Below are 25647 nucleotides of genomic sequence, written 5' to 3'. Positions count from 1 at the left end.
GGCTCAGCGTCCGGTCAGCTCCGCGACGGCCGCGAGGTCGCGCACGCTCGCCCGGCGGAACACCTTGCCCGGGTTGAGCAGGCCCATCGGGTCGAGCGCGTCCTTGATCGCGCGGTGCACGTCGAGGGCCACCGGTCCGATCTCGCGCTCGAGCCAGTCCAGCTTGATCGAGCCCACGCCGTGCTCCCCGGTGATCGTGCCGCCGAGGGACAGCCCGAGTTCGCAGATGTCGTCGAAGGCGGCGTAGGCCCGCTCGCGCTGGCCGGCGCCGGAGGGGTCGAAACAGATGGTCGGGTGCATGTTGCCGTCGCCGGCGTGGCCGACGACGCCGATGGTGAGCCGGCGGGTCGCGGCGATCGCGTCGCAGCCGTCGAGGAACGCCGCGATGCGGGAGCGCGGCACGGCGACGTCGTCGATGAGCGTGGTGCCGAGCAGCTCCAGGGCCGGCAGCGCCATGCGCCGGACCTGCAGCAGCAGGTCGCCCTCGGCGGGGTCGTCGGTGGTGTGCACGAACTCGGCACCGGCCTCGCGGCAGAGCTGTGCGAGCGCCTCGATCTCCTCGGCGGCGACCGCTCCCCCGGAGTCGGACTGGGCCACCAGCAGCGCGTGGGCGGAGCGGTCGAGGTCGGCCTTGAGCAGGTCGTCCACGGCGCAGATGCAGGTGTTGTCCATGACCTCGAGCAGGCTGGGCACCAGGCCGCTGGTGACCACGCGCTCGACGACCTGGCCGGTCTGGGCCGTCGTGGCGAAGGAGGCGGCGAGCGTGACCGGGCGCTCCGGGGCCGGCCGCAGGGCCAGCGTCGCCTCGGTGATGACGCCGAGGGTGCCCTCCGAGCCGACGAACAGCCGGGGCAGGTCGTAGCCGGCGACGCCCTTCACGGTGCGTCGTCCGGTGCGCAGCACCCGCCCGTCGGCGAGCACCACCTCGAGGCCCATCACGTAGTCGGTCGTGACGCCGTACTTCACGCAGCACAGACCACCGGAGTTGGTGGAGAGGTTGCCGCCGATCGTGCACCAGTCGTAGCTGGAGGGGTCCGGTGGGTAGAACAGGCCGAAGTCCGCGACGGCGTCGCGCAGCGTCTTGTTCACCACGCCCGGCTGGACGACGGCGAGCCGGTCCGCGGGCGAGACCTCCAGGACGGCGTCCATGCGGGTCATGACCAGGGTGATCGCGCCGTCCACGGCGTTGCTGGCCCCGGCCAGCCCCGATCCGGCGCCGCGCGGCACGACGGGCACCCCGTGGCGGGTCGCGACCTGCATGACCGCGACGACGTCGGCGGTGCTGCGCGGGAGGACGACGGCGGCGGGCAGGCCTGCGGGCGCCATCATCGCGGCGTCGCGGGCGTACCCGGCGGTGACGTCGGGATCGGTGAGCACGCTGTCAGCGCCCACCGCGTCCTGCAGCTCGGTCACCCAGGAAGTGGTCACGGTCACACGGTACGACGCCGTCCCCGCCGCGAGATCTGCACACTCGGGCACATCAAGGCCCCGAATGCCACGACCGTGCAGATCTCGTGTGGTCAAGCGAGGCCGAGGTCGGACAGCTCGTAGGCGGCGCGGTACTCGAACCCGGCTGCCTCGACCGCCGCACGCGCCCCGCGGTCGACGATCACCGCCACGGCGATGACCTCCGCACCCGCCTCCTGCAGCGCCTCGGCCGCGGTGAGCGGGCTGCCGCCGGTGGTCGAGACATCCTCGACCACCAGGGCGGCGCGGCCGGCGACGTCCGGGCCCTCGATCCGCCGCTGCAGGCCGTGCGCCTTGCCCTCCTTGCGCACCACGCAGGCGTCGAGGAAGCCCTCACCGGCCGAGGCCGCGTGCAGCATCGCCATCGCCACCGGATCGGCGCCCAGGGTGAGCCCGCCGACGACGTCGTAGCGCAGGTCGCCGGTGAGCTGGCGCATGACGCGGCCGACCAGCGGGGCGCCCTCGTGGTGCAGCGTGAGCCGGCGCATGTCGATGTACCAGTCCGCCTCCCGCCCGGAGGAGAGCGTCACCTTCCCGTGCACCACCGCGAGGTCGACGATCAGGTCCAGCAGGCGGTCGCGGTCGGGCAGGGTGGCGGGAGCCGTCATGGGCCGAACCCTAATGAGGTCGCCGCACCGCCTGCTGGCCGGCGGCGCCGGGTCTGCCAGGGTGGACCCGTGGCCAAGCCTCCTGTTCCCGGTGACCCCGCGCCGGTCATGCCCCCCTCGGTCCGGGTCGCCGTCGGGGTGATGGCGGTGCTCGCGCTCCTGCTGCTGTCCAACGCCGTGCTGCTCTGGGTCGGCTTCGACGTCGCCGTGGACCGCATCGTCGAGGAGGCCGACGACGTCTCGCGCGCCGAGGCCGAGCAGTTCGTCCTGCTGTCCCTGGTCCCCTACCTCCTGCTGGGGCTCCTGCTGGTCGTGGCCGCGGTGTTCCTGGCGCGGCGCCGCAGCTGGGCGCGGTGGGCCGGCGTGGCCGCCACGGCGCTGCTCACCCTGCTCACCGTCGTCAGCGTGCTGGCGACCGGTGGCGTCAGCGTGGCCTCGCTGCTCCTGCTGGTGCTGTCCGTCGCCGGGCTGACCAGCCTGATGGCGGGCACGACCCGCGGCTGGCTGGCGGGAGCCGGCCCGGCGTGATCAGCGCTGCTGGCCGTAGGTGCGCGCCCAGCCCGTGTACCGGTACCACTCGTTGCTGGGCTTCAGCGCCAGCAGCACGATGCCGGCGATCAGGGCCAGCAACTGGAAGACGCTCAGCGCCGTCAGGAAGTCGGTCGCGCCGGTGCCGCCACCGAGCGTGCTGAAGCCGCTCAGGACGGCGAGGCCGCCGAGCACCCACAGCATGATCCGCGCCCAGTTGCGGCCGCGCCAGGCCCACCAGATGAACAGCGCGTGCAGCACCACCAGCACCAGGCCGATGCCGGCAAACAGCAGGATGGCGGTGCGCAGGACCTCCTCGCTCACGTCCGGGTCGTTCGTCTGCAGGGCCGCCTGCCGGACGAGGCCGTCGATGTCGGCGAAGGCCACCAGCGCGCTCACCAGGCCCAGCACGAAGTTGACGACGAACGCGCCGATGCCGGCCCGCACCGTCAGCGGCCGCTCGGCCGAACCGGGCGGGGGCGGCGGGACGTACGGGGCGGCGTAGCCGGACCACTGCTGATCCTGCGGCTGCCATCCCGGGGGCGGGGCGTTCCAGCCGCCCTGCTGCGGAGGCGGCGCGTTCCAGCCCTGCTGCGGGGGCGGCGCGTTCCAGCCCTGCTGCTGCGGGGGCCCGTCGGAGCCGTCCTCGGGGCGGCCCGTGGGCTCGCCGTACCGGCCGCTCTGGTCGGACGTCATCGCTACCTCCCGGCCTCGGTGTGCCCCCTGATCATGTCGGACGCGGGCGCGGCCCGCCGGGGTCGGGTGGACCCCGGCGGGCTCGCGGCTCAGCCGCGGGTGACGCTCAGCCCGGCGTCGCCCTCGGCGACGTCGGCCGGCCAGTCGACGACGACCTCGTCGCCGTCCCGGATCTCCCCGGCCAGCAGTGCCCGCGCGAGCTGGTCGCCGATGGCGGACTGCACCAGGCGGCGCAGCGGCCGGGCCCCGTAGACCGGGTCGAAGCCGCCCCGCGCCAGCCACTCGCGCGCGGCGTCGGTGACCCGCAGGGTGAGCCGTCGCGCCGCCAGCCGCCGGCCCAGCACGCCGACCTGGATGTCGACGATGCCGGCGAGCTCGTCGGTGCCGAGCGCCCGGAAGACCACGACGTCGTCGAGCCGGTTGAGGAACTCCGGCTTGAAGTGCGTCCGGACGACGTCCATGACGGCTGCGCGCCGGCGGTCCTCCGGGGTCGACTGGTCCGCGATGATCTGCGAGCCGAGGTTCGACGTCAGGATCAGGATGGTGTTCCGGAAGTCCACCGTGCGGCCCTGACCGTCGGTGAGCCGGCCGTCGTCCAGCACCTGCAGCAGGACGTCGAAGACGTCGGGGTGCGCCTTCTCCACCTCGTCGAGCAGGACGACGGTGTAGGGCCGCCGCCGCACCGCCTCGGTGAGCTGGCCGCCGGCCTCGTAGCCGACGTAGCCCGGGGGCGCCCCGATCAGCCGCGCCACGGAATGCTTCTCGGAGTACTCGCTCATGTCGACGCGGACCATCGCCCGCTCGTCGTCGAACAGGAACTCCGCCAGCGCCTTGGCCAGCTCGGTCTTGCCGACGCCGGTGGGGCCGAGGAACAGGAACGACCCGGTGGGCCGGTCGGGGTCGGCGACGCCGGACCGCGCGCGGCGGACGGCATCCGAGACGGCCCGGACGGCAGCCGGCTGCCCGACGACCCGGCGCGCGAGCTCGTCCTCCATCCGCAGCAGCTTCTGCGTCTCGCCCTCGAGCAGCCGACCGGCGGGGATGCCCGTCCAGGCCTGCACGACCTCGGCGATGTCGTCGGGGCCGACCTCCTCCTTGAGCATCGACTCGCCGGTCGCCACCGACGTCTCGGCGTCGGTGAGCGACCTCTCCAGCTCCGGGAGCCGGCCGTAGCGCAGCTCGGCGACGCGCGCGAGGTCGCCGTCCCGCTCGGCCCGCTCGGCCTCCAGGCGGAGCCGCTCCAGCTCCTCCTTGATCGCCTGGATGCGCCCGATCGCGCTCTTGTCCTGCTGCCACCGGGCGGTCAGCTCGGCCAGCTCCTGGCGCCGGTCGGCCAGGTCCGACCGCAGCGCTGCCAGCCGCTCGATCGAGGACGGGTCGTCCTCCTTGGACAGCGCCATCTCCTCGATCTCCAGCCGGCGCACGGCGCGCTCGACCTCGTCGACCTCGACCGGCCGGCTGTCGATCTCCATGCGCAGCCGGCTGGCCGCCTCGTCGACCAGGTCGATCGCCTTGTCCGGCAGGAAGCGGGCCGTGACGTACCGGTCCGACAAGGTGGCGGCGGCGACGATCGCGGTGTCGGTGATGCGCACACCGTGGTGGACCTCGTAGCGCTCCTTGAGCCCGCGCAGGATGCCGATGGTGTCCTCGACGCTGGGCTCGCCGACGAAGACCTGCTGGAAGCGCCGCTCCAGCGCAGGGTCCTTCTCGATGTGCTCGCGGAACTCGTCCAGCGTCGTCGCGCCGACCATCCGCAGCTCGCCGCGGGCGAGCATCGGCTTGATCATGTTGCCGGCGTCCATGGCGGAGTCACCCGTCGCGCCGGCGCCGACGATCGTGTGGAGCTCGTCGATGAAGGTGACGATCTGCCCCTCCGCGTCGGTGATCTCCTGGAGCACGGCCTTGAGCCGCTCCTCGAACTCACCGCGGTACTTCGCGCCGGCGACCATGGAGCCGAGGTCGAGCGCCATGAGCCGCTTTCCCTTGAGGCTCTCCGGCACGTCACCGGCGACCATGCGCTGCGCCAGCCCCTCGACGATCGCGGTCTTGCCGACGCCGGGCTCGCCGATGAGCACCGGGTTGTTCTTGGTGCGGCGCGACAGCACCTGCACCACGCGGCGGATCTCGGTGTCGCGGCCGATGACCGGGTCGATCTTGCCCTCACGGGCGCGCTCGGTGAGGTCGACGGCGTACTTCTCCAGCGCCTGGAAGGTGCCTTCCGGGTCCGGCGTCGTCACCTTGCGGGTGCCGCGGACGGTGCGGAACGCCGCGAGCAGCGCGTCCCTGGTGGCACCGGCGCCGGTCAGCACGGAGCCGGCCTCGCCCTGCGAGCCGGCCAGCCCGACCAGCAGGTGGTCGGTGGAGATGTACTCGTCGCCGAGCGCGCTCGCCTGCTCCCCGGCGTCGTTCATCACGCGCAGGAACTCGCGGCTGGGCGAGGGCGCCGGGACGGTGACCCCTGAGACGCTGGGCAGGCGGCGCACGGCGGCGTCGGCCTTGGCGCGGACGTCGGCGGCGTCGGCGCCCACGGCCTTCAGCAGCGGCCCGGCGATGCCGTCGTCCTGCTCGAGCAGCGCGGCCAGCAGGTGCAGCGGCTCGAGGGCGGCCTGGCCACGGGCGACCGCGAGCCGCTGGGCGGCGGCGATGGCCTCCTGCGAACGGGTGGTCAGCTTGCTCTCCATGGTGGTGGTCCGCGTCCTCTCGTCGGTCGTGCGGGTACGGCCGGCCCGGCGGTCTCGGCTGTCACAGGATCGAACGACCGAGGAGTTGAGTCTGTTCCACTCAACCTGCCTGAGTCCACCCACTGCACACGCGATCTCGGAGCGCGCGAATGGGCGCAGCCACTGGTATCCGCCCCGACGCGCCCTAGACTCTGGGCATGACCGCACTGCCGGCGCCGAGCGTGGCGCTCGACGACCAGCTCTGCTTCGCGCTGTACGCAGCCTCGAGAGCCGTGACCGCGCGCTACCGGCCCATGCTCGAGGCCATCGGCCTGACCTATCCGCAGTACCTGGTCATGATGCTGCTCTGGGAAGAGGACCACCAGACCGTCGGCCAGCTCGGCTCCCGGCTGGCGCTGGACAGCGGCACGTTGTCGCCGCTCCTCAAGCGACTCACCACCGCCGGTCTGGTCACCCGGCACCGCCGTGTCGAGGACGAGCGCTCGGTGGCCATCGCCCTGACCGACGCCGGTCGTGCGCTGCAGGACAAGGCGTACGCCATCTCCGAGGAGATGATCGGCGCCATCGGCTTCGACAGCGGCGAGTTCGCCGAGCTCAAGGCCCGGCTGCAGGTGGTCATCGAGCGGGTGAACAGCGGAGAGGTCATCTGCTGAGCGCGTTGACCCAGCTCGTCACCGGGTAGGGGGTGCGTCGACGCGCCGTCCAGGAGCGGGCGGCGCCCGGCCCGGAAGAAGGAACATGCCCACTCGTACCGCACGCACCGCCTGGAACGGCACCCTCCAGGAGGGCTCCGGCCAGGTCGAGCTCTCCAGCTCCAAGATCGGCACCTACGAGGTCTCGTTCCCCAAGCGGGCCGCCGACGAGGCCGGGGGCACCACCAGCCCCGAGGAGTTCATCGCGGCCGCCCACTCGTCGTGCTTCGCCATGGCGCTCTCGAACGAGATCGGCAAGGCCGGGGGGACGCCGACCGCACTGGAGGTGACCGCGGAGGTCACGCTCGGCCAGAAGGACGGCGCCTCGGCCATCACCGGGATCGCCCTCACCGTGCGCGGCGAGGTCGAGGGGCTCGACGCCGACGCCTTCCAGACGGCCGCCCAGGCGGCGAAGGTCGGCTGCCCGGTCAGCAAGGCGCTCGCCGGCACCGAGATCACCCTCGACGCCTCGCTCGACTGACGAAGGAGCCCTCCTCCCGCCCGCTCCGGGCGGATCCGGAGGGTGCCGCACGGCCCGCCTCCAGCCGGAGGCGGGCCGTCGTCGTCGGTCCTACTGCGCCTGCTCGCCGGCCTCGCGCTGCAGCCGCTCCTCGCCGCTCTCCGTGCCGAGCGCGATCTCGCGGATGAGCAGGATGGCGGCCACCGCGATGACCGCCACCACGGCCGACACGAGGAAGATTCGGCCGGTCGCATCGCCGTAGGAGAGCCGGATGAGCTCCTGGACGGCGGGCGGGGCATCGGCGAGGTCGGCCAGGCCCACCTCCCCCGAGCCGGCCGCCTCGGCCGCACCCGGGATGCCCCCGAGCCGCTCGGCGATGATGCCACTGACCCGGCTGGACAGCACTGCGCCGAGCACGGACACACCCACCGTCCCGCCCAGGCTCCGGAAGAAGGCGACCGCCGAGCTCGCCGCCCCCAGGTCCTTGGCCGCCACGGTGTTCTGCACCGCCAGCACCAGGTTCTGCATGGTGGCCCCGATGCCGGTGCCCAGCACGAACAGGAAGCCGCACATCGCGACGATGTTGGTGTCGTGGTCGAGCGTGGAGAGCATCGCGAACCCGGCGACGACCAGCAGCGAGCCGCCGACCAGGAAGCGCTTCCAGCGGCCGGTCCGGGTGATCAGCAGACCCGACCCGGTCGAGGAGATCAGGATCCCGGCCACCATCGGCACGGTGAGCAGGCCGGCCGCGGTCGGTGAGTAGCCGCGGGAGATCTGCAGGTACTGGCCCAGGAAGACGGTCGACCCGAACATCGCGACGCCGATCGCCGCGCTCGCGGCGATCGCCAGCGTCGTGGTCCGGTCGCGGAACAGCCGCAGCGGGACGATCGGTTCCTTGGCCCTCAGCTCCGCGACGATGAAGGCGGCGATCGCCAGCGCGCCGCCGCCGACGTAGTACGCCGTCTCGACCGACGCCCAGGCGAAGCTGTTGCCGGCGAGGGTGACCCAGATGAGCAGCGCAGAGACACCGGCGGTCAGGAAGGCCGCACCCATGTAGTCGATGTGCACGTCCCGCTTGGTCACCGGCAGGTGCAGCGTCCGCTGGAGCAGCACGAGGGCCGCCAGGGCGAAGGGCACGACGACGTAGAAGCACCAGCGCCAGCCCAGCCAGCTGGTGTCCACCAGCAGGCCGCCGATCAGCGGGCCGCCGACGGTGGCCACGGCCATGACGCTGCCGAGCAGGCCGGAGTACCGGCCGCGCTCGCGGGGGCTGATCATCGCGGCCATCGCGATCTGCACCAGCGCCTGCAGCCCGCCGAGCCCGAGGCCCTGCACCACCCGCCAGGCGATCAATGTCTCCACCGACTGCGACAGGCCGGCGAGCATCGACCCGACGATGAACACCACGATGGCCAGCTGGAGCAGCAGCTTCTTGCTGAACAGGTCGGCGAGCTTGCCCCAGATGGGGGTCGAGGCGGTCGAGGACAGCAGGGTGGCCGTGACGATCCAGGTGTACTGGCCCTGCGAGCCGCGCAGCTCGGTGATGATCGTGGGCAGCGCGTTGGAGACGATCGTCCCCGACAGGAACGCCACGAACATCGCGAGCATCATCCCGGACAGCGCCGACAGGATCTGCCGGTGCGTCATCCGCCCCTGCTGCTCGACGGGGGCCTCGGCGGCCGGCCTGTCGGCGGTGCTGGTCATGGGTCTCCTGGGCTGCTGCGAGGGGCGGTCGTGCGCGGTGGCCGGGACGGCGCGGGCGCGGGTCATCGCCCGGCTCCCAGCGGCTCCCGGGCGGCGGACGGCGCCGCCGGGACGGCGACCTCGATGTCGGCGCGCAGGCGATCGAGCAGGTCGGTGAGCCGGCGGGCGTCGTGCTCGGACCAGCCGGACAGCGCAGCCAGCGCCCAGTCGGCGCGCATGGCCCGGGTGGCGGCGAGGGCCTCGGCACCCTGCGGCGTGAGCCGGAGCAGGGTGGCCCGCCCGTCGCGCGGGTCGGGGTGACGCTCCACGTACCCCGACCGCTCCAGGACGGCGAGCTGCCGGCTGGCCACCGAGACGTCGATGCCGGCGCGCGCGGCGAGCGCGCTGCAGCGCTGGTCGCCGTCCTGCTCCAGCGGCAGCAGCAGCGTCCAGCCGTAGGACGGCAGCTCGCCGTAGAGCTGGCTGGCCGCGCGGGTGCTGATCTGCCGGCCCGTGCGGATGAGCTGGGCGATGCTGGCGGTCAGCCGGTCCCGTGTGTCGGGGCTGATGGACATGAGCGGAGTTCCTGACGGTCGAGACGTGTGCAGAGTGCAACCATAAACCATTTGGTTGTGGTCTGCAACGAACGACACGACTCCCGCCCTGTCCCCTCTCACCCGCCCGACCCGCCCCTATGCCTCCGGCGTCTCCCCGGCCTCGCGGGCTCGCGCGTCCCCGATCCGGTTGAGCCGGGCCAGCAGCTCGGCCAGCCTGGCGACGTCCTCGGCCGGCCAGTCCCCCATGTCGGCCTCCCAGCGCTCGCGCCGGGCGGTGCGGATGTGGGCCAGCCGGGCCGCGCCCTCGGCCGACGGCGTCAGCACCTGCGCTCGGCCGTCGTCGGGATCGGCGCTGCGATCCACCAGGCCCAGCGCGACGAGGCTGGCCACCTGACGGCTCACCGTGCTCTTGTCCAGCCCGAGCCGGGCGACCAGGTCACTGGCCCGCAGCGGACCGGCGTCCTGCAGCAGGGCGAGCAGACCGAAGGCCGCGCCGTCGAGGTCGGGGTGCAACTGGCCGGCGAGCCGGGCCGAGATCGCCCGCGAGCGGCGCAGCAGCAGGCCGATCTCCCGCTCCAGGTCGACGAAGGCCGCGTGCGGGTCGGGCCGGCTCACCGGCCGCTCCGCGGTCGCCAGACGACCAGCGCGTTGCCCGGCCGCCGCTGCGGGACCAGCTCCGCCCGGTAGCCCACCGGGACCGCGGCCTCGGCGGCGATCCGGCGGTGCTCGCTGTGCTCGAGCTCGGCCAGCAGCTCGTGCACCCGCGCCTGCAGGGCCTCGACCTGCGACTCGAGCTCGATGATCCGCTTGATCCCGGCGAGGTTGACGCCGTCCTCCTGCGACAGCCGCTGGACCTCGCGCAGCAGCGCGACGTCGCGGGGGCTGTAGCGGCGGCCACCCCCGGGGGTGCGCCCGGGGCTGACCAGCCCGAGCCGGTCGTACTGGCGCAGGGTCTGGGCGTGCATGCCGGCCAGCTCGGCCGCCACCGAGATCACGAAGACCGGCGCGTCCTCGGCGACGGACCGGGCGGCACCCGGCACCGGATCGACCCGCCCGGTCACCGGTCGGCTCCCGCCTGCAGGGCCGCGGTGATCTGCGGGCGCGGGTCCTCGTCCATCTCCCCGGCGAGCGCCTCGATGGCCTTCCGCTGGGCCGGCGTGAGCCGCACGGGCACCGCGACGTCCAGCGTGACCAGCAGGTCGCCGGTGCGCCCCTTCGCGGGGACGCCCCGTCCCCGCACCCGCAGCGTGCGGCCGCTCGCGGTGCCGGCGGGCACCTTGAGCGAGACCGTGCCGTCGAGCGTCGGCACCGTGAGCGTCGTCCCCAGGGCCGCCTCCGCGAAGGTGATCGGCACGTCGAGAGTCAGGTCGTCGTCCTTGCGGCCGAAGAGGCTGTGCTCGGCGACGTGGACGACGACGAACAGGTCACCGGCCGGCCCTCCGCGCCGCCCCGGCGCGCCCTTGCCGGCCAGCCGGATGCGCTGGCCGTCCTTGACGCCGGCCGGCATCCGGACGGTGATGGTGCGGGTCTGGCTGGTGATGCCGCTGCCCGAGCAGGTCGAGCAGGGGTCGTCGACGACGGAGCCGGTGCCGCGGCAGTTGCGGCAGGGCTCGGAGAAGGCGAACGCCCCCTGGCTGCGGCTGGTCACACCGGCCCCCTGGCACACCGGGCAGGCGTGCGGGCTGGTCCCGGGCTTGGCGCCGCTGCCCGCGCAGGTCGGGCAGCTGCCCGGGCTCTGCATGCGCAGCGGCACCGTCACGCCGAGGACGGCCTCCTCGAAGGAGAGGGTCGCCTCGGTCTCGACGTCCTGACCACGCGCGGGGCCGGACGCCGCCTGGCTGCGCGCGCGAGCTCCGCCCCCGGCGCCGCCGAAGAGGCCGCCGAGCAGGTCCCCCAGCCCGCCGGGCCCACGGCCGGCGGCTCCCGGGCCGCCGGCCGCGCCGGGGCCGCCCGCGGCGCCCCCGAAGAGGTCACCGAAGTCGAAGGTCTGCCCGCCGCCGGGGAAACCGCCGCCGCCCGGGAAGCCGGCACGAGCGCCCGCTCCCCCGGCCCCGAACAGCCGCCGCGCCTCGTCGTACTCGCCGCGCCGCTTCGGGTCGGAGAGGACGTCGTAGGCCTCGGAGACCTCCTTGAACCGGGTCTCCGCCTCGGCGTTGCCCGGGTTCTTGTCCGGGTGCAGTTCCTGCGCCAGCTTGCGGTAGGCCTTCTTGATCTCCGCCGCGTCGGCGCTCTGGGGGACGCCCAGCGCGCCGTAGTAGTCCTTCTCGATGAAGTCCCGGGTGCTCATCGGGTATCCCCCTTCCTGGGAGTCAGTCGGACGCCGCGGCGCCCGGGTCGGCCGGCACGGCGCCGTCGCCGGCGGGTGCCGGGCTCTCCGGCTCGGTGACCGCGACCATCGCGGTCCGCAGCACCCGGTCGCCGCGGCGGAAACCCTGCCGCAGGACCGTCGTCGCGGTCGGGACCGTGACGTCGGGGGACGTGTCGTGCATGACCGCCTCGTGCAGCGACGGGTCGAACTCGTCGCCGGCCTTGCCGAACGCCGCCACGCCGAGGCCGTCGAGGAGCCCCAGGATGCGGTCGGCCACCAGCTTGAACGCACCGGTCAGGTCACCGTGGTCCCGCGCCCGCTCGATGTCGTCCACGATCGGGATCAGGCCGGTGGCGAACCGCTCGGCCGCCTGGTCGACGACGAGGGTCCGGTCGCGGTCCACCCGGCGCCGGTAGTTGGCGTACTCCGCGGTGACCCGCTGCAGGTCCTCGGTGCGCTCGGCCAGCTGCGCGGCGAGGTCGTCGCCGGCTGCACCCGCCGTCGGCGGGACCTCCGCCTGCGGCTGGTCGTCCACGGGCATCTCCTGCTCGCTCATCTGCTCCCCTGCGACGGTCGGGTCCGGCCGGGCACCGGCCGGCTGCTCGCCGGCCGGTGCCCGCACCTCACCACTGATCGGGTCGATGCGCCGCTTGTCGCGGATGACGACCCGCGGCTGCTCTTCCCCGCTGCTCATCGGCGGTCGTCGTCCTCGTCCACGATCTCGGCGTCGACGACGTCGTCGTCCGCGGTCGTGGACCCACCGGCCTGCGCCCCGCCCGGGGCAGCGCCCTCGGCACCAGTCGCACCCTCGGCGGCCTCGGCGTTCTGCGCGTACAGCGCGCCGCCGACCTCCTGCGAGACACGGGCGACCTTCTCCTGGGCGGTCTTGATCGCCTCGATGTCCGACCCGCCCAGCGAGGAGCGGAGCTCGGTCAGCGCCTCGCCCAGCTCGTCCTTCTTCTCGGCCGGGATCTTGTCGCCGTTCTCGGCCAGGAACTTCTCCGTTTGGTACTGCAGCGACTCGGCGAGGTTCCGCGTCTCGGCCTCGTCGCGGCGCTTCTTGTCCTCCTCGGCGTGCGCCTCGGCGTCCTTCATCATCCGCTCGATGTCGTCCTTGGGGAGGGCCGAGCCGCCGGTGATGGTCATCGACTGCTCCTTGCCCGTGCCCAGGTCCTTCGCGTGGACGTGCACGATGCCGTTGGCGTCGATGTCGAAGGCGACCTCGATCTGCGGGACGCCGCGGGGCGCCGGGGGCAGACCGGTCAGCTCGAACATGCCGAGCTTCTTGTTGTAGGCGGCCATCTCGCGCTCGCCCTGGAACACCTGGATCTGCACCGAGGGCTGGTTGTCGTCGGCCGTCGTGAAGATCTCGCTGCGCTTGGTCGGGATCGTGGTGTTGCGCTCGATGAGCTTGGTCATGATCCCGCCCTTGGTCTCGATGCCCAGGGACAGCGGGGTGACGTCCAGGAGCAGGACGTCCTTCACCTCACCGCGGAGGACTCCGGCCTGCAGCGCGGCACCGATCGCCACGACCTCGTCGGGGTTGACGCCCTTGTTGGGCTCCTTGCCCCCGGTGAGCTCGCGGACCAGGTCGGAGACGGCCGGCATGCGGGTCGAGCCACCGACGAGGACGACGTGGTCGATCTGGCCGACGGAGATACCGGCGTCGCGGATCGCCTGGTTGAACGGCGCGCGGGCGCGGTCGAGCAGGTCCTGGGTCATCCGCTGGAACTCGGCGCGGGTGATCGTGACGTCGAGGTGCAGCGGCCCCTCGGCGCCGGCGGTGATGTAGGGCAGGTTGATGTTGGTCGACTGCGCGCCCGACAGCTCGATCTTGGCCTTCTCGGCGGCCTCGCGGAGGCGCTGCATGGCCAGCTTGTCCTTGGACAGGTCGATGCCGTTGGAGGCGTTGAAGGTCTTGACCAGGTGGTCCATGACCTTCTGGTCCCAGTCGTCACCACCGAGGTGATTGTCACCAGCGGTGGCCTTCACCTCGATGACGCCGTCCCCGATCTCGAGCAGGGAGACGTCGAAGGTGCCGCCGCCGAGGTCGAAGACGAGGATCGTCTGCTCGGTCTCGCCCTTGTCCAGGCCGTAGGCCAGTGCGGCCGCGGTCGGCTCGTTGACGATGCGCAGGACGTTGAGGCCCGCGATCTCACCGGCCTCCTTGGTGGCCTGGCGCTGCGCGTCCTCGAAGTAGGCCGGGACGGTGATGACGGCGTCGGTGACCGGCTCGCCGAGGTAGGTCTCGGCGTCCCGCTTCAGCTTCTGCAGCGTGCGGGCGCTGATCTCCTGCGCGGTGTACTTCTTGCCGTCGATCTCGTCGGTGGTCCAGTTCGTGCCCATGTGGCGCTTGACCGACCGGATGGTGCGGTCGACGTTGGTGACGGCCTGGTTCTTGGCCGACTGGCCGACGAGGACCTCGCCGTTCTTGGCGAACGCGACGACCGACGGGGTGGTGCGCGAGCCCTCGGAGTTGGCGATGACGGTGGGCTCACCGCCCTCGAGGACCGTGACGACGGAGTTCGTGGTGCCGAGGTCGATACCGACAGCTCGAGCCATGGGGATGGCCTCTCTTCCGTGTGCTGGGGTGGTACTGGTCCGTGGAGGAGTCGAGTCCGGACCGCCTTGCGCGCAGTCCGCTCAACTTTCCTGCCCACCATAACGGCAAGGCGTCGGACCGTGTTCCCGGGGGCGCACCTCGTCCTCGCCCCCCTCGCCGTCCGTCCTCGCCTGACGACCTCGCCCTCGCCGTGCTGCAGTCGCCCGCGCGGTCGACGGCGTGGGTGAGAGCTGCAGCGCGCGGGTGATCCCGCGGGGCGAGGGCGGGTCCGCACGGTTGTCCACAAGGCCGCCCGCCCGAGGCCCCGCGGACGACAGACTTCCGCCGTGCACCCGCTCCTCGGCGCTGCGGCCGATCGCCAGCTGGGCCTGTTCACCGCGCTCGACGCGCGCCGCGCCGGCTACGAACACGCGGAGATCCGGCACCTGTGCTCGTCCGGCGCGTGGACGCGTGTCCGCCGGGGCGTCTACGGCCGCACCGACGAGGTGGCGTCCGCCCGGGCATCGGGACGGCAGCACGCCCTCGACAGCGCCGCCGTCCTGCTCGACCTGGGGCGACCGGAGGCCGCGGTCAGTCACACGTCCGCACTGCGGCTGCTCGGTCTGCCGGCCAGCCGGGCGCTGCTCCCCGACACCGTGCGGCTCACCCACCCGGCCCTGTGGCGACGGGGCAAGGGCTTCGTGGTGAACCAGGCGCCGCTGCCGCCGGCCGACGTCACCCACCACGGTCCGCTGCGGCTCACCACCCCGCCCCGCACGCTGGTCGACTGCGCGCGCGAGTGGCCGCTCGAGGACGCCGTCGTGGCGATGGACGCGGCCCTGCTCCGGGGCGCCGTCGCTCCCGCGGAGCTGGCAGCGGCCGTCGCGGCTGCCCGCTCGTGGCCCGGGGCGCCGCGAGCGGCGCGCGCGGCCGGGCTGGCCGACGGGCGGGCGGAGTCGCCGCTGGAGACGCGGGGCCGGCTCCGCATCATCGGGGCCGGCCTGCCGACCATGGAGCTGCAGGTCGAGATCCGGATCGGCAGGCGACTCGTGGCGGTGGTCGACGGCTGGTTCGACGACGCCGCCGTCGCCGTGGAGTTCGACGGTCGCGTGAAGTACACCGACCCCTGGGGCGGCCGCAGTCCCGGACGTGTGCTGTGGGAGGAGAAACGGCGCGAGGACGCGCTCCGCTCCGCCGACGTCCGCGTGGCCCGGATCGTCGATGCCGATCTCGAGGGCGGCTGGCAGGACACGGAGGCCCGGCTGCGGTCGCTGCTCGCCGTCCCGGGCCCCGCCCGGCGGAGCTTCACCGCAACCGCCCGGCAACGCGGCGTCGTCCGCGCCGGCTGACCTCGTCCTCGCCGTGCGGCAGCCGCCCGCGTCGTCGACCGCGCGGGTGACTGCCACACCGCGCGGGTGAGCGCGCGAGACGTGGAGCAAGGGGCGAGGGGCACGCGTGCCGGGGCGCGTGGACGGGTGGTGGCCCGATCGTGATCACCGCCCTCCGACTACGCGCGAGTAGCCTGCGGGCGCGCCAGCTATCGTGCGATCCGTGCAGGCACGCCGTGCCCGCATGCGTTCCGCGCGCCGGTCCCCGACCGGCGCGGACGACGGCGCGTGCACCGACCAGAGCTTCGCCGTCGCGCAACGGCGCACGGGAGTCAACCGACGCCGCCAGGCGTGCGGGGGAGGAAAACATGACGGGCCCGCTGCAGATCGTCCTGGGGACGATCAGCGTCCTGTTCCTGATCGTCGCGTCCGTGATGGCCTACCGGGCCGTCCGGGCCATGGTGCGGATCATCCGGACCGGCCAGCCCGACGGCACCCGGTGGGGGCCGGTGAAGACCCGGCTGAAGACGACGGCCATCGAGTCGCTGGGCCACACCCGGATGCTCAAGTGGTCGTCCATCGGCGTCGCCCACTGGTTCGTCTTCGTCGGCTTCTACGGGCTGTTCCTCACGCTCGTGGAGGCCTTCGGTGAGGTCTGGAACCCGGCGTTCCACCTGCCGCTCATCGGCGAGTGGGCCATCTGGAACCTCTTCGCCGACATCATCGGCACCGGCACGATCCTCGGGATCATCTACCTGATCTACCGGCGGCAGAAGGACCACCCGCGCCGGCAGGGCCGCACGAGCCGCTTCGCCGGCAGCAACGAGGGCCGCGGCTACTTCGTCGAGGCGGTCGTCCTCACCGTCGGCGTCGCCATCCTGCTGATCCGCTCGCTCAAGGTCTCCTCGGACCTGACCGACGCCCCCGGCTGGTCGCACCCGATCTCCGGCGCCCTCGGCCAGATCCTCCCGGACAGCCCCGACCTGCTCACCGTCGTGGCGTTCGTCAAGATCGTGGTCAGCCTGACCTGGCTGGTCGTGATCAGCCGGATCCTGAACATGGGCGTGGCCTGGCACCGGTTCAGCGCGTTCCTGAACATCTACGCCAAGCGCAACGCCGATGGCGCCCCCGCGCTCGGCCCGCTGCTGCCGATGACCTCCGGCGGCAAGCCGATCGACTTCGAGGACCCGGGCGAGGACGACGTCTTCGGCCGCGGGAAGATCGAGGACTTCACGTGGAAGGGGATGCTGGACTTCACCACCTGCACCGAGTGCGGGCGGTGCCAGAGCCAGTGCCCGGCGTGGAACACGGGCAAGCCGCTCAGCCCGAAGATGGTGATCATGGACCTCCGCGATCACCTCTACGCGAAGGCTCCCTACCTGCTGGGTGAGAAGACCGCGTCGGAGACGGCCCCGGACTACGACGTCCTCAAGCCCAGCGACGAGCAGGTCTGGGCCAGCGGCTACGCCCGCATCGAGGGCACCAACGACGCGCAGGCGCACCGCCCGCTGGTCGGCACCCTCGAGGAGGGCGGGGTCATCGACCCCGACGTCCTGTGGAGCTGCACCAACTGCGGCGCCTGCGTGGAGCAGTGCCCGGTGGACATCGAGCACATCGACCACATCGAGGACATGCGCCGCTACCAGGTGCTCATCGAGTCGAACTTCCCCTCCGAGGCCGGCGTGATGCTGACCAACCTGGAGAAGCGCGGCAACCCCTGGGGCATGGGCGGCAACGTCCGCGAGGACTGGATCAAGGAGCTCGACTTCGAGGTCCGCATGGCCGACGGCCCGCTGCCCGCCGACGTCGAGTACCTGTTCTGGGTCGGCTGCGCCGGCGCGGTCGACGACCGCGCCAAGAAGGTCACCAAGGCCGTCGCGGAGCTCCTGCACACCGCAGGCGTCGAGTTCGCCGTCCTCGGCAACGGGGAGACCTGCTCCGGCGACCCGGCCCGCCGACTGGGCAACGAGTTCGTCTTCCAGCAGCTGGCCATGGAGAACGTCGAGACCCTCAACGGGGTCTTCGAGGGCCGCGTGCCCGGCACCCGCAAGATCGTGGCGACCTGCCCGCACTGCTTCAACTCGCTGGGCAAGGAGTACCCGCAGGTCGGTGGCGAGTACGAGGTCATCCACCACACGCAGCTGCTCGGCCAGCTGATCGAGGAGGGCCGGCTGGTGCCGGTCACCCCGATCGACCGCAAGGTGACCTACCACGACCCGTGCTTCCTGGGCCGGCACAACAAGGTCTACACGCCTCCGCGCGAGATCCTGGACTCCGTCCAGGGCCTCACCACGCAGGAGATGCACCGCTGCAAGGACCGCGGCTTCTGCTGCGGCGCCGGCGGAGCCCGCATGTGGATGGAGGAGAAGATCGGCAAGCGGATCAACGTCGAGCGCACCGAGGAGGCGCTCGAGCTGGACCCGGACGTCATCTCCACCGCGTGCCCGTTCTGCATCACGATGCTCTCCGACGCCCTCACGTCGAAGAAGCAGAACGGCGAGGCCGGCGAGCACGTCGAGGTCCTCGACGTCAGCCAGATCCTGCTGCGCTCGATGCAGCCGGTCGCTGCCGGCGTCCAGGGCGCGGCCTCCGGCCCCGGTGTCGGCACCGAGGCCGACGACGTGGTCGGTCTGGACTCCGCCGCGACGGAGCACGACCCGAAGGACTGATCGCACACCGCACCGACGGCGGCGCGCGCCCCCCGCCAGGGGGACGCGCGCCGTCGTCGTTCCGCCAGGCGCCCCGGTCGGGCCGTCACGCGAACTCACGACCCGGCAGCGGAGAACGGTGCCCGATGGAGGATCATGCCCGCGTGACCCGCACCGTCCCGAGCGATCGCAACACCTGGGCCGGCGGCCGGGACGGGGTCCTGCTGATCGCCCTCGCGATCATCCTCACCGCGCTCAACCTGCGGACGGCGGTGACCAGCGTCGGCCCCGTGCTGGAGGAGATCCAGCGCGGGCTGGGCATCTCCAGCAGCCTGGCCGGGGTCATCACGACGATGCCGGTCCTCTGCTTCGCGCTGATCGGCTTCGCCGGCCCGGCGCTGTCGGCGCGCTACCGCGACTCCCACGTGCTGGCCGGCGCCCTGGTCGCCATGGCCGCGGGCCTGGTGTTGCGCAGCCTGGCCGGTGGGTTCCCGCTCTTCCTCACCGGCACGGCGCTGGCCATGGCCGGCGGGGCCCTGGGCAATGTCATGCTCCCGGGCCTGGTGAAGCGCCACTTCCCCGACCGGACGGGGCCGCTGGTCGGCGCCTACAGCACGGCCATGGGACTGGGCGCCGCCCTGGCCGCCATGTCCGCGCAGCCGATCGCCGACGCCGCGGGGGACGACGGCTGGCGCTGGGCGCTCGTCGTGTGGGCGGTGCCCGCGATCGGCGCGGCGGCGGTGTGGCTGGCCGTCCCGGCGCGGCCCGGTGTCTCGCGCGCGAGCCACTCCGCCGTCCGCATGCGGGCGCTCGTCCACAGCCCGACGGCGATGGCGCTGACCGCCTTCTTCGGCGTCCAGGCGCTGCAGGCCTACGTGGTCATCGGGTGGTCGGCCCAGTACCTGCGCGATGCCGGCCTGACCGCGGCGACCGCGGGGCTCCTGCTCGGTCTGAACGCGGTCGTCGGCCTGCCGCTGAGCGCGGTGATCCCGTCGCTCACCGTCCGGCCGCGGCTGCAGCGGCCGCTGCTGCTGGGCTTCGTCACCAGCTACGTGACCGGCTGGATCGGGCTGTGGACCGCCCCGACGTCCGCCCCGTGGCTCTGGATGACCCTCATCGCCGTGGGCATGGGCACCTTCTCGATGGTGCTGACCCTCATCGGCCTGCGCGCCCGCACCCCGGAGACCGTCGCGGCGCTGTCCACGGTCGTCCAGAGCTGGGGCTACGTGCTCGCCGGTACCGGCCCCCTGCTGGTGGGCGTGCTGCGCGGCGCCACCGGCTCCTTCACCGGCATGTTCGTCATCGTGCTGACCGGCGTCGCGGTGCTCGCCGTCGCCGGCTGGATCGCCACCCGGCAGGTCTTCGTCGACGACGAGGTGGAACGGTCCGTTCCGGGCTGGTCGTCGGCGGCCCGACCGACCGAGGTCCTCGAGACCGCGGGCGCCGAGCCGCCGGCCAACGCGCGCGTCCCCGACGCCCCTCCACCGCGCGTCTGAGCACCCTCCGGCACGAGGCCCGCGGGGCTAGGTGCGCCGGGTCTGCGCGCGGGTGAAGTTGCGGTAGGAGCGCGACGGGGTGGGCCCGCGCTGGTCCTGGTAGCGGGAGCCGTAGACGGCCGAGCCGTACGGGTGCTCGGCCGGGCTGGTCAGCCGGAACATGCACAGCTGCCCGATCTTCATGCCCGGCCACAGCGTGATCGGCAGGTTGGCCACGTTGGACAGCTCCAGCGTGATGTGCCCGGAGAAGCCCGGGTCGACGAAGCCCGCGGTCGAGTGCGTGAGCAATCCGAGACGGCCCAAACTCGATTTCCCTTCGAGTCTCGCTGCGAGGTCGTCAGGGAGGCTGATGACCTCGAGCGTCGAGCCGAGCACGAACTCGCCCGGGTGCAGCACGAACGGTTCGTCGCCCTCGGGCTCGACCGGCGTCGTGAGGTCGTCCTGCTGCTCCGCCGGGTCGATGTGGGTGTACCGCGAGTTGTTGAAGACGCGGAAGAACCGGTCCAGGCGGACGTCGATGCTCGAGGGCTGCACCAGGCCGGGGTCGTAGGGCTCGATGCCGAGGCGTCCCTCGGCGATCGAGGCCGTGATGTCGCGGTCGCTCAGCAGCATGGCGCGGAGTCTAGGGAACGGCCCCACCGACTCCGTCGGGGTGAACCTGCTCGAGGCCGCCCGCGCGCACGCCGTCGACAGCGCGATGACGCCTGTCGGCGCCCCGGGGGGCGCCGGCTCCTCCCGGAGGGGCCGGGGGGCGTGCGGAGGGCTCGCCGCGCGCCTGACCGGCGCCTCCCGGACCACCGTGCCCCATCCGACTTCGCCACACGGACGGGCACGGTGTCGTCCCGGCCCGGTGCCGTCCTCCCTCACGCCTGCGATGGGAAAGCCGGAACCGGAACGGACACCGACCGGGCCACCGCGCCGATGGGTCCCGGCGGCTCATCCGGCTCTCATCGGGCTCCCATGTGCCCGCTAGCGTGGCCGGTCGTCATCCGGCCCGTCGTCATCCGGCCCGTCGTCATCCGGCCCGTCGTCATCGTCGTCGTCGGGCAGCGGCGGTGGGGGGACGACGTCGGTCGGCACCGGGGTGGGCTCCTGTGGCGTAGCCGTCGGCAGCGGCGGGGGCGGGGTGGCACCGGAGGGCTGCGCGGGCACCGTGATGGGCGCGGGCACCGTGCCGCTCGCCGGGTCCACCGGGCGCATCAGCAGCCAGCCCCCGAGGAGGACGGCGAGGAGGACGACCGCCGAGGCAGCGAGCAGGGCCGGGCGGTTCACGGCGCCCAGCCTGCACCCAACCGGTGACCTGCCCGTGAGAACTCGATGAGAACGCTCTCATCCAGCTCGGCGGACCGCGCCTCCTCGAGGATTCGGAGGCGCGGCCACGTCGAGGCATCCCTGGACGTGGGGCCCTCGCCGAGGCGGTCCGCCCTCAGTCGCCGACCCGCCTCCAGGTGCCGCAGTCATCGGACACGAACCCGGCGTCCGCCCCGTAGATCTGCACGTACTGCTGTCCTGCACCGAAGTGGTTGTCGATCACGTCGTCCAGGTCCCCGGAGAAGCCGGAGAGGCGCGCCCAGTAGCACGTCGACGTCCCGGGAGCCTCGTAGAGCCCCGGTCGCAGGTGCTCACCGACCGCGACCATTCCGCCCCCGACGCTGACCCGCGGCACCGCGAGTGGCACCAAGCGCGTCCACGATCCGCACCCGCTCGTCGTGAAGTACCGGTCGGTGCTCGCGATGCGGACGATCCGCTGGCCGCCGCCCAGGTCGTTGGCGATGATGCCCTCGAAGTCGTCCCCGGCGTACGAGCGTCGCTCCCAGTAGCAGAAGTCCGACGACGCCTGGGAGACGTACGTCCCCGCCCCGATCTCCGCGCCGACCCGGAAGGTGCCGTCTCGCGTGACTGTCGGCCGTGGCGGCGCGACCGACGCCGTGGGCCTGCTCGTCCGGGCCGTGGAGATGTACGCGGTGCGCTTGCCGGTGACCGTCACGGTGATGGCGCGCTGGTGGTCTGCGGCGACAAGCCTGTACGTGCGGCCCGTCGCTCCGGCGATCGCGACGCCTCCGCGCTTCCACTGGTAAGAGACGGTGGCACTGGGCGTCCAGGCGCGGACATCGGCCGTGAGGGTCGACCCGACCCGCGCAGTCCCGGTGATGGTCGGAACCGCGACGGTGGTGAAGGGCTTGACGATCACCGTGGTCGCCGCGCTGGTGCGGCTCGCCGACGCGTAGCCGGATCGTGCAGCGGTCGCTCGCACGGTGATGCGCTTGCCGTGGTCGGCCGAGGTGAGCCGGTACGTCGCTGCCGTCGCTCCAGGGATCGAGACGCCGTTCCGCAGCCACCTGTAGGCGACGCGAGCAGTCGGCGACCAGGTGCCCGGGACGGCTGTCAGCACGGCCCCCACACGGGTCGAGCCCGTGATCCGAGGCAGAGGCGCAGCGGCGAAGACCCCGGCACCGACGGTCGCGGCACCACTCGTGCGGGTCTGCGACGCGTAACCCGGTCGCTGCGCGGTGACGCGCACGCTCAACGTCCGGCCGCGGTCGCCCGCGACGGGACGATAGGTCCGAGCCGTGGCACCGGCGATCGTGGCGCCGTCGCGCCGCCACTGGTAGACGAAGGTCGCTGCGGGGGCCCATGTGCCGGGTTGTGCAGTCACGGTCGACCCGACGCGGACAGCGCCGGTGAGCGTGGGGATCGGCGCCTGGTCGAACACACCGGCGACCACCGGGGCCGTGGACTGACTGGTCTCGGTCGTGCTGGCGTACCCCGCCGACGAGCCCGTGACGCTGACGGTCAGCTGCTTGCCGACGTCGGTGGTCGTCGGCGTGTAGGTGGTGCCGGTCGCGCCGGTGATCGGCGTGGCGCCCGCAGACCACTGGTACGCGAACCCGGCTGCCGGGGTCCACGAGCCGGTGCTCGCCGTCAGGGGTCGGCCCACCCTCGGCACCCCGCTGACGATCGGCTTCCTGGTCACCGCGAACTGCCCTGCGGCAACCAGGACCGGTGCGGACACCCTCGTCTCGCTCGACTCGTCCGGGCCGGTACCCGTCACCGCGACGGTCAGGTACGTGCCCTCGAGCTGGGCCGGGATGCCGAACTGGCGGCCGGTGGCTCCCTCGATGTCCGCACCGTCGCTGCGCCACTGGTACTCGAAGGTCGTACCCGGGGGCTCCCAGAGCCCTTCCTCGGCGGTTCCGGTCCCGCCCACCGCGACCGTGCCCCCGATGACGACCTCCGTCGGCGCGACCACGCTGGCCGGAGCCTCCGTGCCGGGAACAGCGCGAGCGGGAGTGACCATCCCGGGGCCCGATGTGAGGGCGGCGAGGACGGCGACGACGACCACGCCGTTCCTCACGTGCCACGACCGGGCGACGGGCCGGCTCACCGGACCCGGACGAAGAGCCACGGTCATTGCGTGCATCCCGTCGTGGTGTTCGAGCGTGCGAGGCAGCTCCCCCCGGCAGCGGCCAGCGGCCGAGCCGGCGGGGACGTTAAGGGACGCCGCAGTTCCGGCCGGTCACCTTGCGGTGGACTCGCACCGCCGGCACCACACGCCCCAGAGGTCCGGCCGGCCACGCCGTCCGTGTGCGTCCTGCCGCGTTCGCCAGGGCCGTAGCCGGTCGCGCAGGCGACGACCCGGGGGTCCCTCCCCGGCCGGGCAACGTGTACTCTCGCCGGGACGCTCGATCGGCTCCGGCCACGGTCTGCGGAAGATGTACACGCAGGTCAGAGCGGTACGCGGGTGTAGTTCAATGGTAGAACATCAGCTTCCCAAGCTGACAGTGCGAGTTCGATTCTCGTCACCCGCTCCACATCGGGTCCACCGACCGCACGCGCCGGCCGGGGACGACGGCCACGCGGTCAGCGGTCGGCCGGCACCTCGGGTGCGTAGATGGTGCCCATCCGCACCAGCAGCTCGGTCATCCGGTCGGCCGCCATCGGCCGGCCGTAGTGGTAGCCCTGGGCGATGTCGCAGCCCAGCTCCCGCAGCGTGGCCACGTGCTCGACGCTCTCCACGCCTTCCGCGACGACCGTGAGGCCCAGGTTGTGGCCCAGGTCGACGGCCGTGCGGACCAGCACGAGGTCCTGCGGGGTGGTGGTCATGCCCATGACGAACGAGCGGTCGATCTTGAGCTCGTCGACCGGCAGCCGGCGGAGGTAGGCCATCGAGCTGTACCCGGTGCCGAAGTCGTCGATCGAGAGGTGGACGCCGAGGTCGTGCAGCCGCTGCAGGACGTCCATGCAGCGGGCGGCGTCGCCCATGACGGCGCTCTCGGTGACCTCGAGCCGCAGCAGATGCGCGGGGACGCCGTGCTCGGCCAGCAGCCGCTGCACCAGGTCGGGCAGCGAGGCGTCGAGCAGGCAGCGGGTGGACAGGTTGACCGCCACCGGGACCGCGGTACCGCCGTCCATCCACCGCCGCTGCTGGGCGAGCGCGAGGTCCAGCACCCGCTCGGTCAGCCGCAGGATGATGCCGGTGCCCTCGGCGACCAGGATGAAGTCGCCCGGCGGGATGAGCCCCTGGACGGGGTGCTGCCAGCGCAGCAGCGCCTCCATGCCCTCGATCCGCTCGCCGTCGAGGGTGACCTTGGGCTGGTAGTTCAGGAACAGCTCGTCGTCGCTGTCGAGCGCGCGCCGGAGGTCGCCGAGGACGGACAGCCGGACCGGGGTGGTGGCGTGCACCTCGGGCTGGAAGACGACCGCGCCACCCTTCAGCTCCTTGGCCGCGTACATCGCGATGTCGGCGTTGCGGAGCAGTTCCTCGCTGTCGGCGCCGTGCCACGGGGACAGCACGATGCCGATGCTGGCCTCGACGTCGAGGATCACGCCGTCGACGTCGAACGGCTGGTGCAGGGCCTGGCGGAGCCGCTCCGCGACGGCCTGCGCCTCGGCGACGCCGTCCACCGCGGGCAGCAGGACGACGAACTCGTCGCCGCCCAGACGGCCGACGGTGTCCATGTCGCGCAGGACCGAGCGCAGCCGCGGCCCGACCTGCACGAGCAGCTTGTCGCCGTAGGAGTGGCCGAGGCTGTCGTTGATCTCCTTGAAGCGGTCCAGGTCGATGAGCAGGAGGGCTACCTCAGTGTCGGACCGGGTGGCGGCGGCGAGGCCCTGGCCGAGGCGGTCCCGCAGGAGCACCCAGTTGGGCAGGCCGGTCAGCGCGTCGTGCGTGGACCGGTGGCGGTCGCGGTCGGCGGAGTCCTGCAGCGCCGCGGACTGCCGGCGCATCCGAGTGGAGGCCGAGGCGATCAGGCGGAAGACGACGAGGTAGAAGACGGCCAGGCTGATCGCCAGCGTTACGGTCATGGTGCCGACGTCGTCGCGGATCGCAGCCGCCACCGGGGCGTACGGCAGGTAGAGCTCGATCGCGCCGGCCGGAACGGCAGCGCCGTCGTACTGGAGGGGCACGTAGACCTCGAGCAGCTGGTGCTCCCCGTCCTCGCTGTCGGCGCCGTCGTCGGCGGAGTGGGCGAAGCCCGAGACGACGTACCCCTGGAGCGCGGAGCCGAGCTCCCCGGACCTCGAGGTCTCGCCGACGAGCTCGGGGTGCGCGGAGTGGTAGAGGATCGTCCGGTCGGCGCCGAAGACCTTCAGCTCGACCGGGTCGAAGGCGGCCAGCGCCGTTCCGCGCTCGCCGAACTGCGCGGAGGCGTGCTCGACGGCCTGCTCCACGTCCGCCAGGCGGGCGGCGTCGAACCCGCCGGCGAGGTCGGCCCGGCTGAACTGCGGCTGGAGACCGAGGCGCACCGCCATGAGGGCGGCGTCCTCCGCCTGCTGGCGGGCCCGCTCCTCGATGACGGTGGTGAGTACCGAGGAGAGGACGACGCCGACCGCGACGGTCAGCAGCAGGCTGAGCGCCGCGAACCGGGTCAGCAGGCTGGTCGCCCGCAACCGGCGGAGAGGGTCCATGGGTCCCGCATCGGAGCGCACGACGCTCTCCTTGAGTAGGCGG

General features: G+C 72.8%; 21 protein-coding genes and 1 tRNA gene. 7 read left to right on the top strand and 15 right to left on the bottom strand.

All coding sequences use genetic code 11. The features are described 5' to 3' along the window. Positions 1 to 3 precede the first annotated feature (3 nt). The gene (locus RM425_RS02130) at positions 4 to 1428 is read right to left on the bottom strand and encodes an FAD-binding oxidoreductase (protein ID WP_311343533.1); all 1425 of its coding nucleotides are present in this window, start codon (positions 1426 to 1428) and stop codon (positions 4 to 6) included. A gap of 92 nt (positions 1429 to 1520) precedes the next feature. Next, positions 1521 to 2075, bottom strand: a complete 555-nt coding sequence (gene pyrE / locus RM425_RS02125) for an orotate phosphoribosyltransferase (RefSeq protein WP_311343532.1) — start codon at positions 2073 to 2075, stop codon at positions 1521 to 1523. A gap of 69 nt (positions 2076 to 2144) precedes the next feature. Between pyrE and RM425_RS02120 the strand changes: the two genes are divergently transcribed. Further along, positions 2145 to 2603, top strand: coding sequence for a hypothetical protein (locus RM425_RS02120; RefSeq protein ID WP_311343531.1), 459 nt, complete (start codon positions 2145 to 2147; stop codon positions 2601 to 2603). Here the strand turns inward: RM425_RS02120 and RM425_RS02115 are convergent, their stop codons facing one another. Both RM425_RS02115 and clpB read right to left on the bottom strand, forming a co-directional pair. Beyond that, on the bottom strand, positions 2604 to 3299 hold the full coding sequence (locus RM425_RS02115) for a hypothetical protein (RefSeq protein WP_311343530.1): 696 nt from the start codon (positions 3297 to 3299) through the stop codon (positions 2604 to 2606). An 89-nt stretch (positions 3300 to 3388) separates the two neighbouring features. Next, on the bottom strand, positions 3389 to 5980 hold the full coding sequence (gene clpB, locus RM425_RS02110) for an ATP-dependent chaperone ClpB (protein ID WP_311343529.1): 2592 nt from the start codon (positions 5978 to 5980) through the stop codon (positions 3389 to 3391). 197 nt (positions 5981 to 6177) lie between these two features. Here clpB and RM425_RS02105 point away from each other — a divergent pair, with 197 nt between their 5' ends. Continuing rightward, positions 6178 to 6633 (top strand): MarR family winged helix-turn-helix transcriptional regulator, encoded by a 456-nt coding sequence (locus RM425_RS02105; RefSeq protein WP_311343528.1) that lies wholly within the window; start codon positions 6178 to 6180, stop codon positions 6631 to 6633. Between the two features lie 85 nt (positions 6634 to 6718). After that, positions 6719 to 7153, top strand: coding sequence for an OsmC family peroxiredoxin (locus RM425_RS02100; RefSeq protein ID WP_311343527.1), 435 nt, complete (start codon positions 6719 to 6721; stop codon positions 7151 to 7153). Positions 7154 to 7243: 90 nt separating this feature from the next. On the opposite strand, the gene RM425_RS02095 is transcribed toward RM425_RS02100, so the two are convergent. The 7 genes from RM425_RS02095 to dnaK form a co-directional block, all read right to left on the bottom strand. Beyond that, positions 7244 to 8836: an MDR family MFS transporter gene (locus RM425_RS02095; protein WP_311343526.1), complete on the bottom strand. Its 1593-nt coding sequence runs from the start codon at positions 8834 to 8836 to the stop codon at positions 7244 to 7246. 62 nt (positions 8837 to 8898) lie between these two features. Further along, the gene (locus RM425_RS02090) at positions 8899 to 9390 is read right to left on the bottom strand and encodes a MarR family winged helix-turn-helix transcriptional regulator (protein WP_311343525.1); all 492 of its coding nucleotides are present in this window, start codon (positions 9388 to 9390) and stop codon (positions 8899 to 8901) included. A 117-nt stretch (positions 9391 to 9507) separates the two neighbouring features. Beyond that, positions 9508 to 9987, bottom strand: coding sequence for a MarR family winged helix-turn-helix transcriptional regulator (locus RM425_RS02085; RefSeq protein ID WP_311343524.1), 480 nt, complete (start codon positions 9985 to 9987; stop codon positions 9508 to 9510). Beyond that, positions 9984 to 10433 (bottom strand): heat shock protein transcriptional repressor HspR, encoded by a 450-nt coding sequence (locus RM425_RS02080; RefSeq protein ID WP_311343523.1) that lies wholly within the window; start codon positions 10431 to 10433, stop codon positions 9984 to 9986. The genes RM425_RS02085 and RM425_RS02080 overlap by 4 nt, the downstream gene beginning before the upstream one ends. Further along, positions 10430 to 11659: a molecular chaperone DnaJ gene (gene dnaJ / locus RM425_RS02075; RefSeq protein WP_311343522.1), complete on the bottom strand. Its 1230-nt coding sequence runs from the start codon at positions 11657 to 11659 to the stop codon at positions 10430 to 10432. The genes RM425_RS02080 and dnaJ overlap by 4 nt, the downstream gene beginning before the upstream one ends. Before the next feature lie 22 nt (positions 11660 to 11681). Beyond that, positions 11682 to 12374, bottom strand: a complete 693-nt coding sequence (grpE, locus tag RM425_RS02070; RefSeq protein WP_311343521.1) for a nucleotide exchange factor GrpE — start codon at positions 12372 to 12374, stop codon at positions 11682 to 11684. Next, positions 12371 to 14242 carry a molecular chaperone DnaK gene (gene dnaK / locus RM425_RS02065; RefSeq protein WP_311343520.1) on the bottom strand — a complete coding sequence of 624 codons (1872 nt, stop codon included), beginning with the start codon at positions 14240 to 14242 and terminating at the stop codon, positions 12371 to 12373. Before dnaK ends, grpE begins: the two co-directional genes overlap by 4 nt. 327 nt (positions 14243 to 14569) lie before the next feature. On the opposite strand from dnaK, the gene RM425_RS02060 reads away from it, so the two are divergent. The 3 genes from RM425_RS02060 to RM425_RS02050 all read left to right on the top strand — a co-directional run bounded on the left by RM425_RS02060 (position 14570) and on the right by RM425_RS02050 (position 19694). Further along, positions 14570 to 15571 carry a type IV toxin-antitoxin system AbiEi family antitoxin domain-containing protein gene (locus RM425_RS02060; RefSeq protein WP_311343519.1) on the top strand — a complete coding sequence of 334 codons (1002 nt, stop codon included), beginning with the start codon at positions 14570 to 14572 and terminating at the stop codon, positions 15569 to 15571. A gap of 347 nt (positions 15572 to 15918) precedes the next feature. Continuing rightward, positions 15919 to 18219, top strand: a complete 2301-nt coding sequence (locus tag RM425_RS02055) for a (Fe-S)-binding protein (protein WP_311343518.1) — start codon at positions 15919 to 15921, stop codon at positions 18217 to 18219. A 143-nt stretch (positions 18220 to 18362) separates the two neighbouring features. Beyond that, entirely contained in the window at positions 18363 to 19694 is a 1332-nt protein-coding gene (locus tag RM425_RS02050; protein WP_311343517.1) for a CynX/NimT family MFS transporter, read from the top strand. Between the two features lie 27 nt (positions 19695 to 19721). Here RM425_RS02050 and dcd read toward each other — a convergent pair whose 3' ends face one another. The 3 genes from dcd to RM425_RS02035 form a co-directional block, all read right to left on the bottom strand. Then, positions 19722 to 20306: a dCTP deaminase gene (gene dcd, locus RM425_RS02045; RefSeq protein ID WP_311343516.1), complete on the bottom strand. Its 585-nt coding sequence runs from the start codon at positions 20304 to 20306 to the stop codon at positions 19722 to 19724. A 357-nt stretch (positions 20307 to 20663) separates the two neighbouring features. Next, positions 20664 to 20966 (bottom strand): hypothetical protein, encoded by a 303-nt coding sequence (locus tag RM425_RS02040; RefSeq protein ID WP_311343515.1) that lies wholly within the window; start codon positions 20964 to 20966, stop codon positions 20664 to 20666. A 154-nt stretch (positions 20967 to 21120) separates the two neighbouring features. Beyond that, positions 21121 to 23100 carry a hypothetical protein gene (locus RM425_RS02035; RefSeq protein WP_311343514.1) on the bottom strand — a complete coding sequence of 660 codons (1980 nt, stop codon included), beginning with the start codon at positions 23098 to 23100 and terminating at the stop codon, positions 21121 to 21123. Positions 23101 to 23432: 332 nt separating this feature from the next. Here RM425_RS02035 and RM425_RS02030 point away from each other — a divergent pair. Beyond that, positions 23433 to 23506 (top strand) — tRNA-Gly (locus tag RM425_RS02030). Positions 23507 to 23555: 49 nt separating this feature from the next. Here RM425_RS02030 and RM425_RS02025 read toward each other — a convergent pair. Further along, positions 23556 to 25625, bottom strand: coding sequence for a putative bifunctional diguanylate cyclase/phosphodiesterase (locus RM425_RS02025; RefSeq protein ID WP_311343513.1), 2070 nt, complete (start codon positions 25623 to 25625; stop codon positions 23556 to 23558). Positions 25626 to 25647 lie beyond the last annotated feature (22 nt).

Source organism: Blastococcus goldschmidtiae (assembly GCF_031845325.1).
Lineage (GTDB): Bacteria > Actinomycetota > Actinomycetes > Mycobacteriales > Geodermatophilaceae > Blastococcus > Blastococcus goldschmidtiae.
This window is presented reverse-complemented; position numbering and strand designations above follow the sequence as displayed.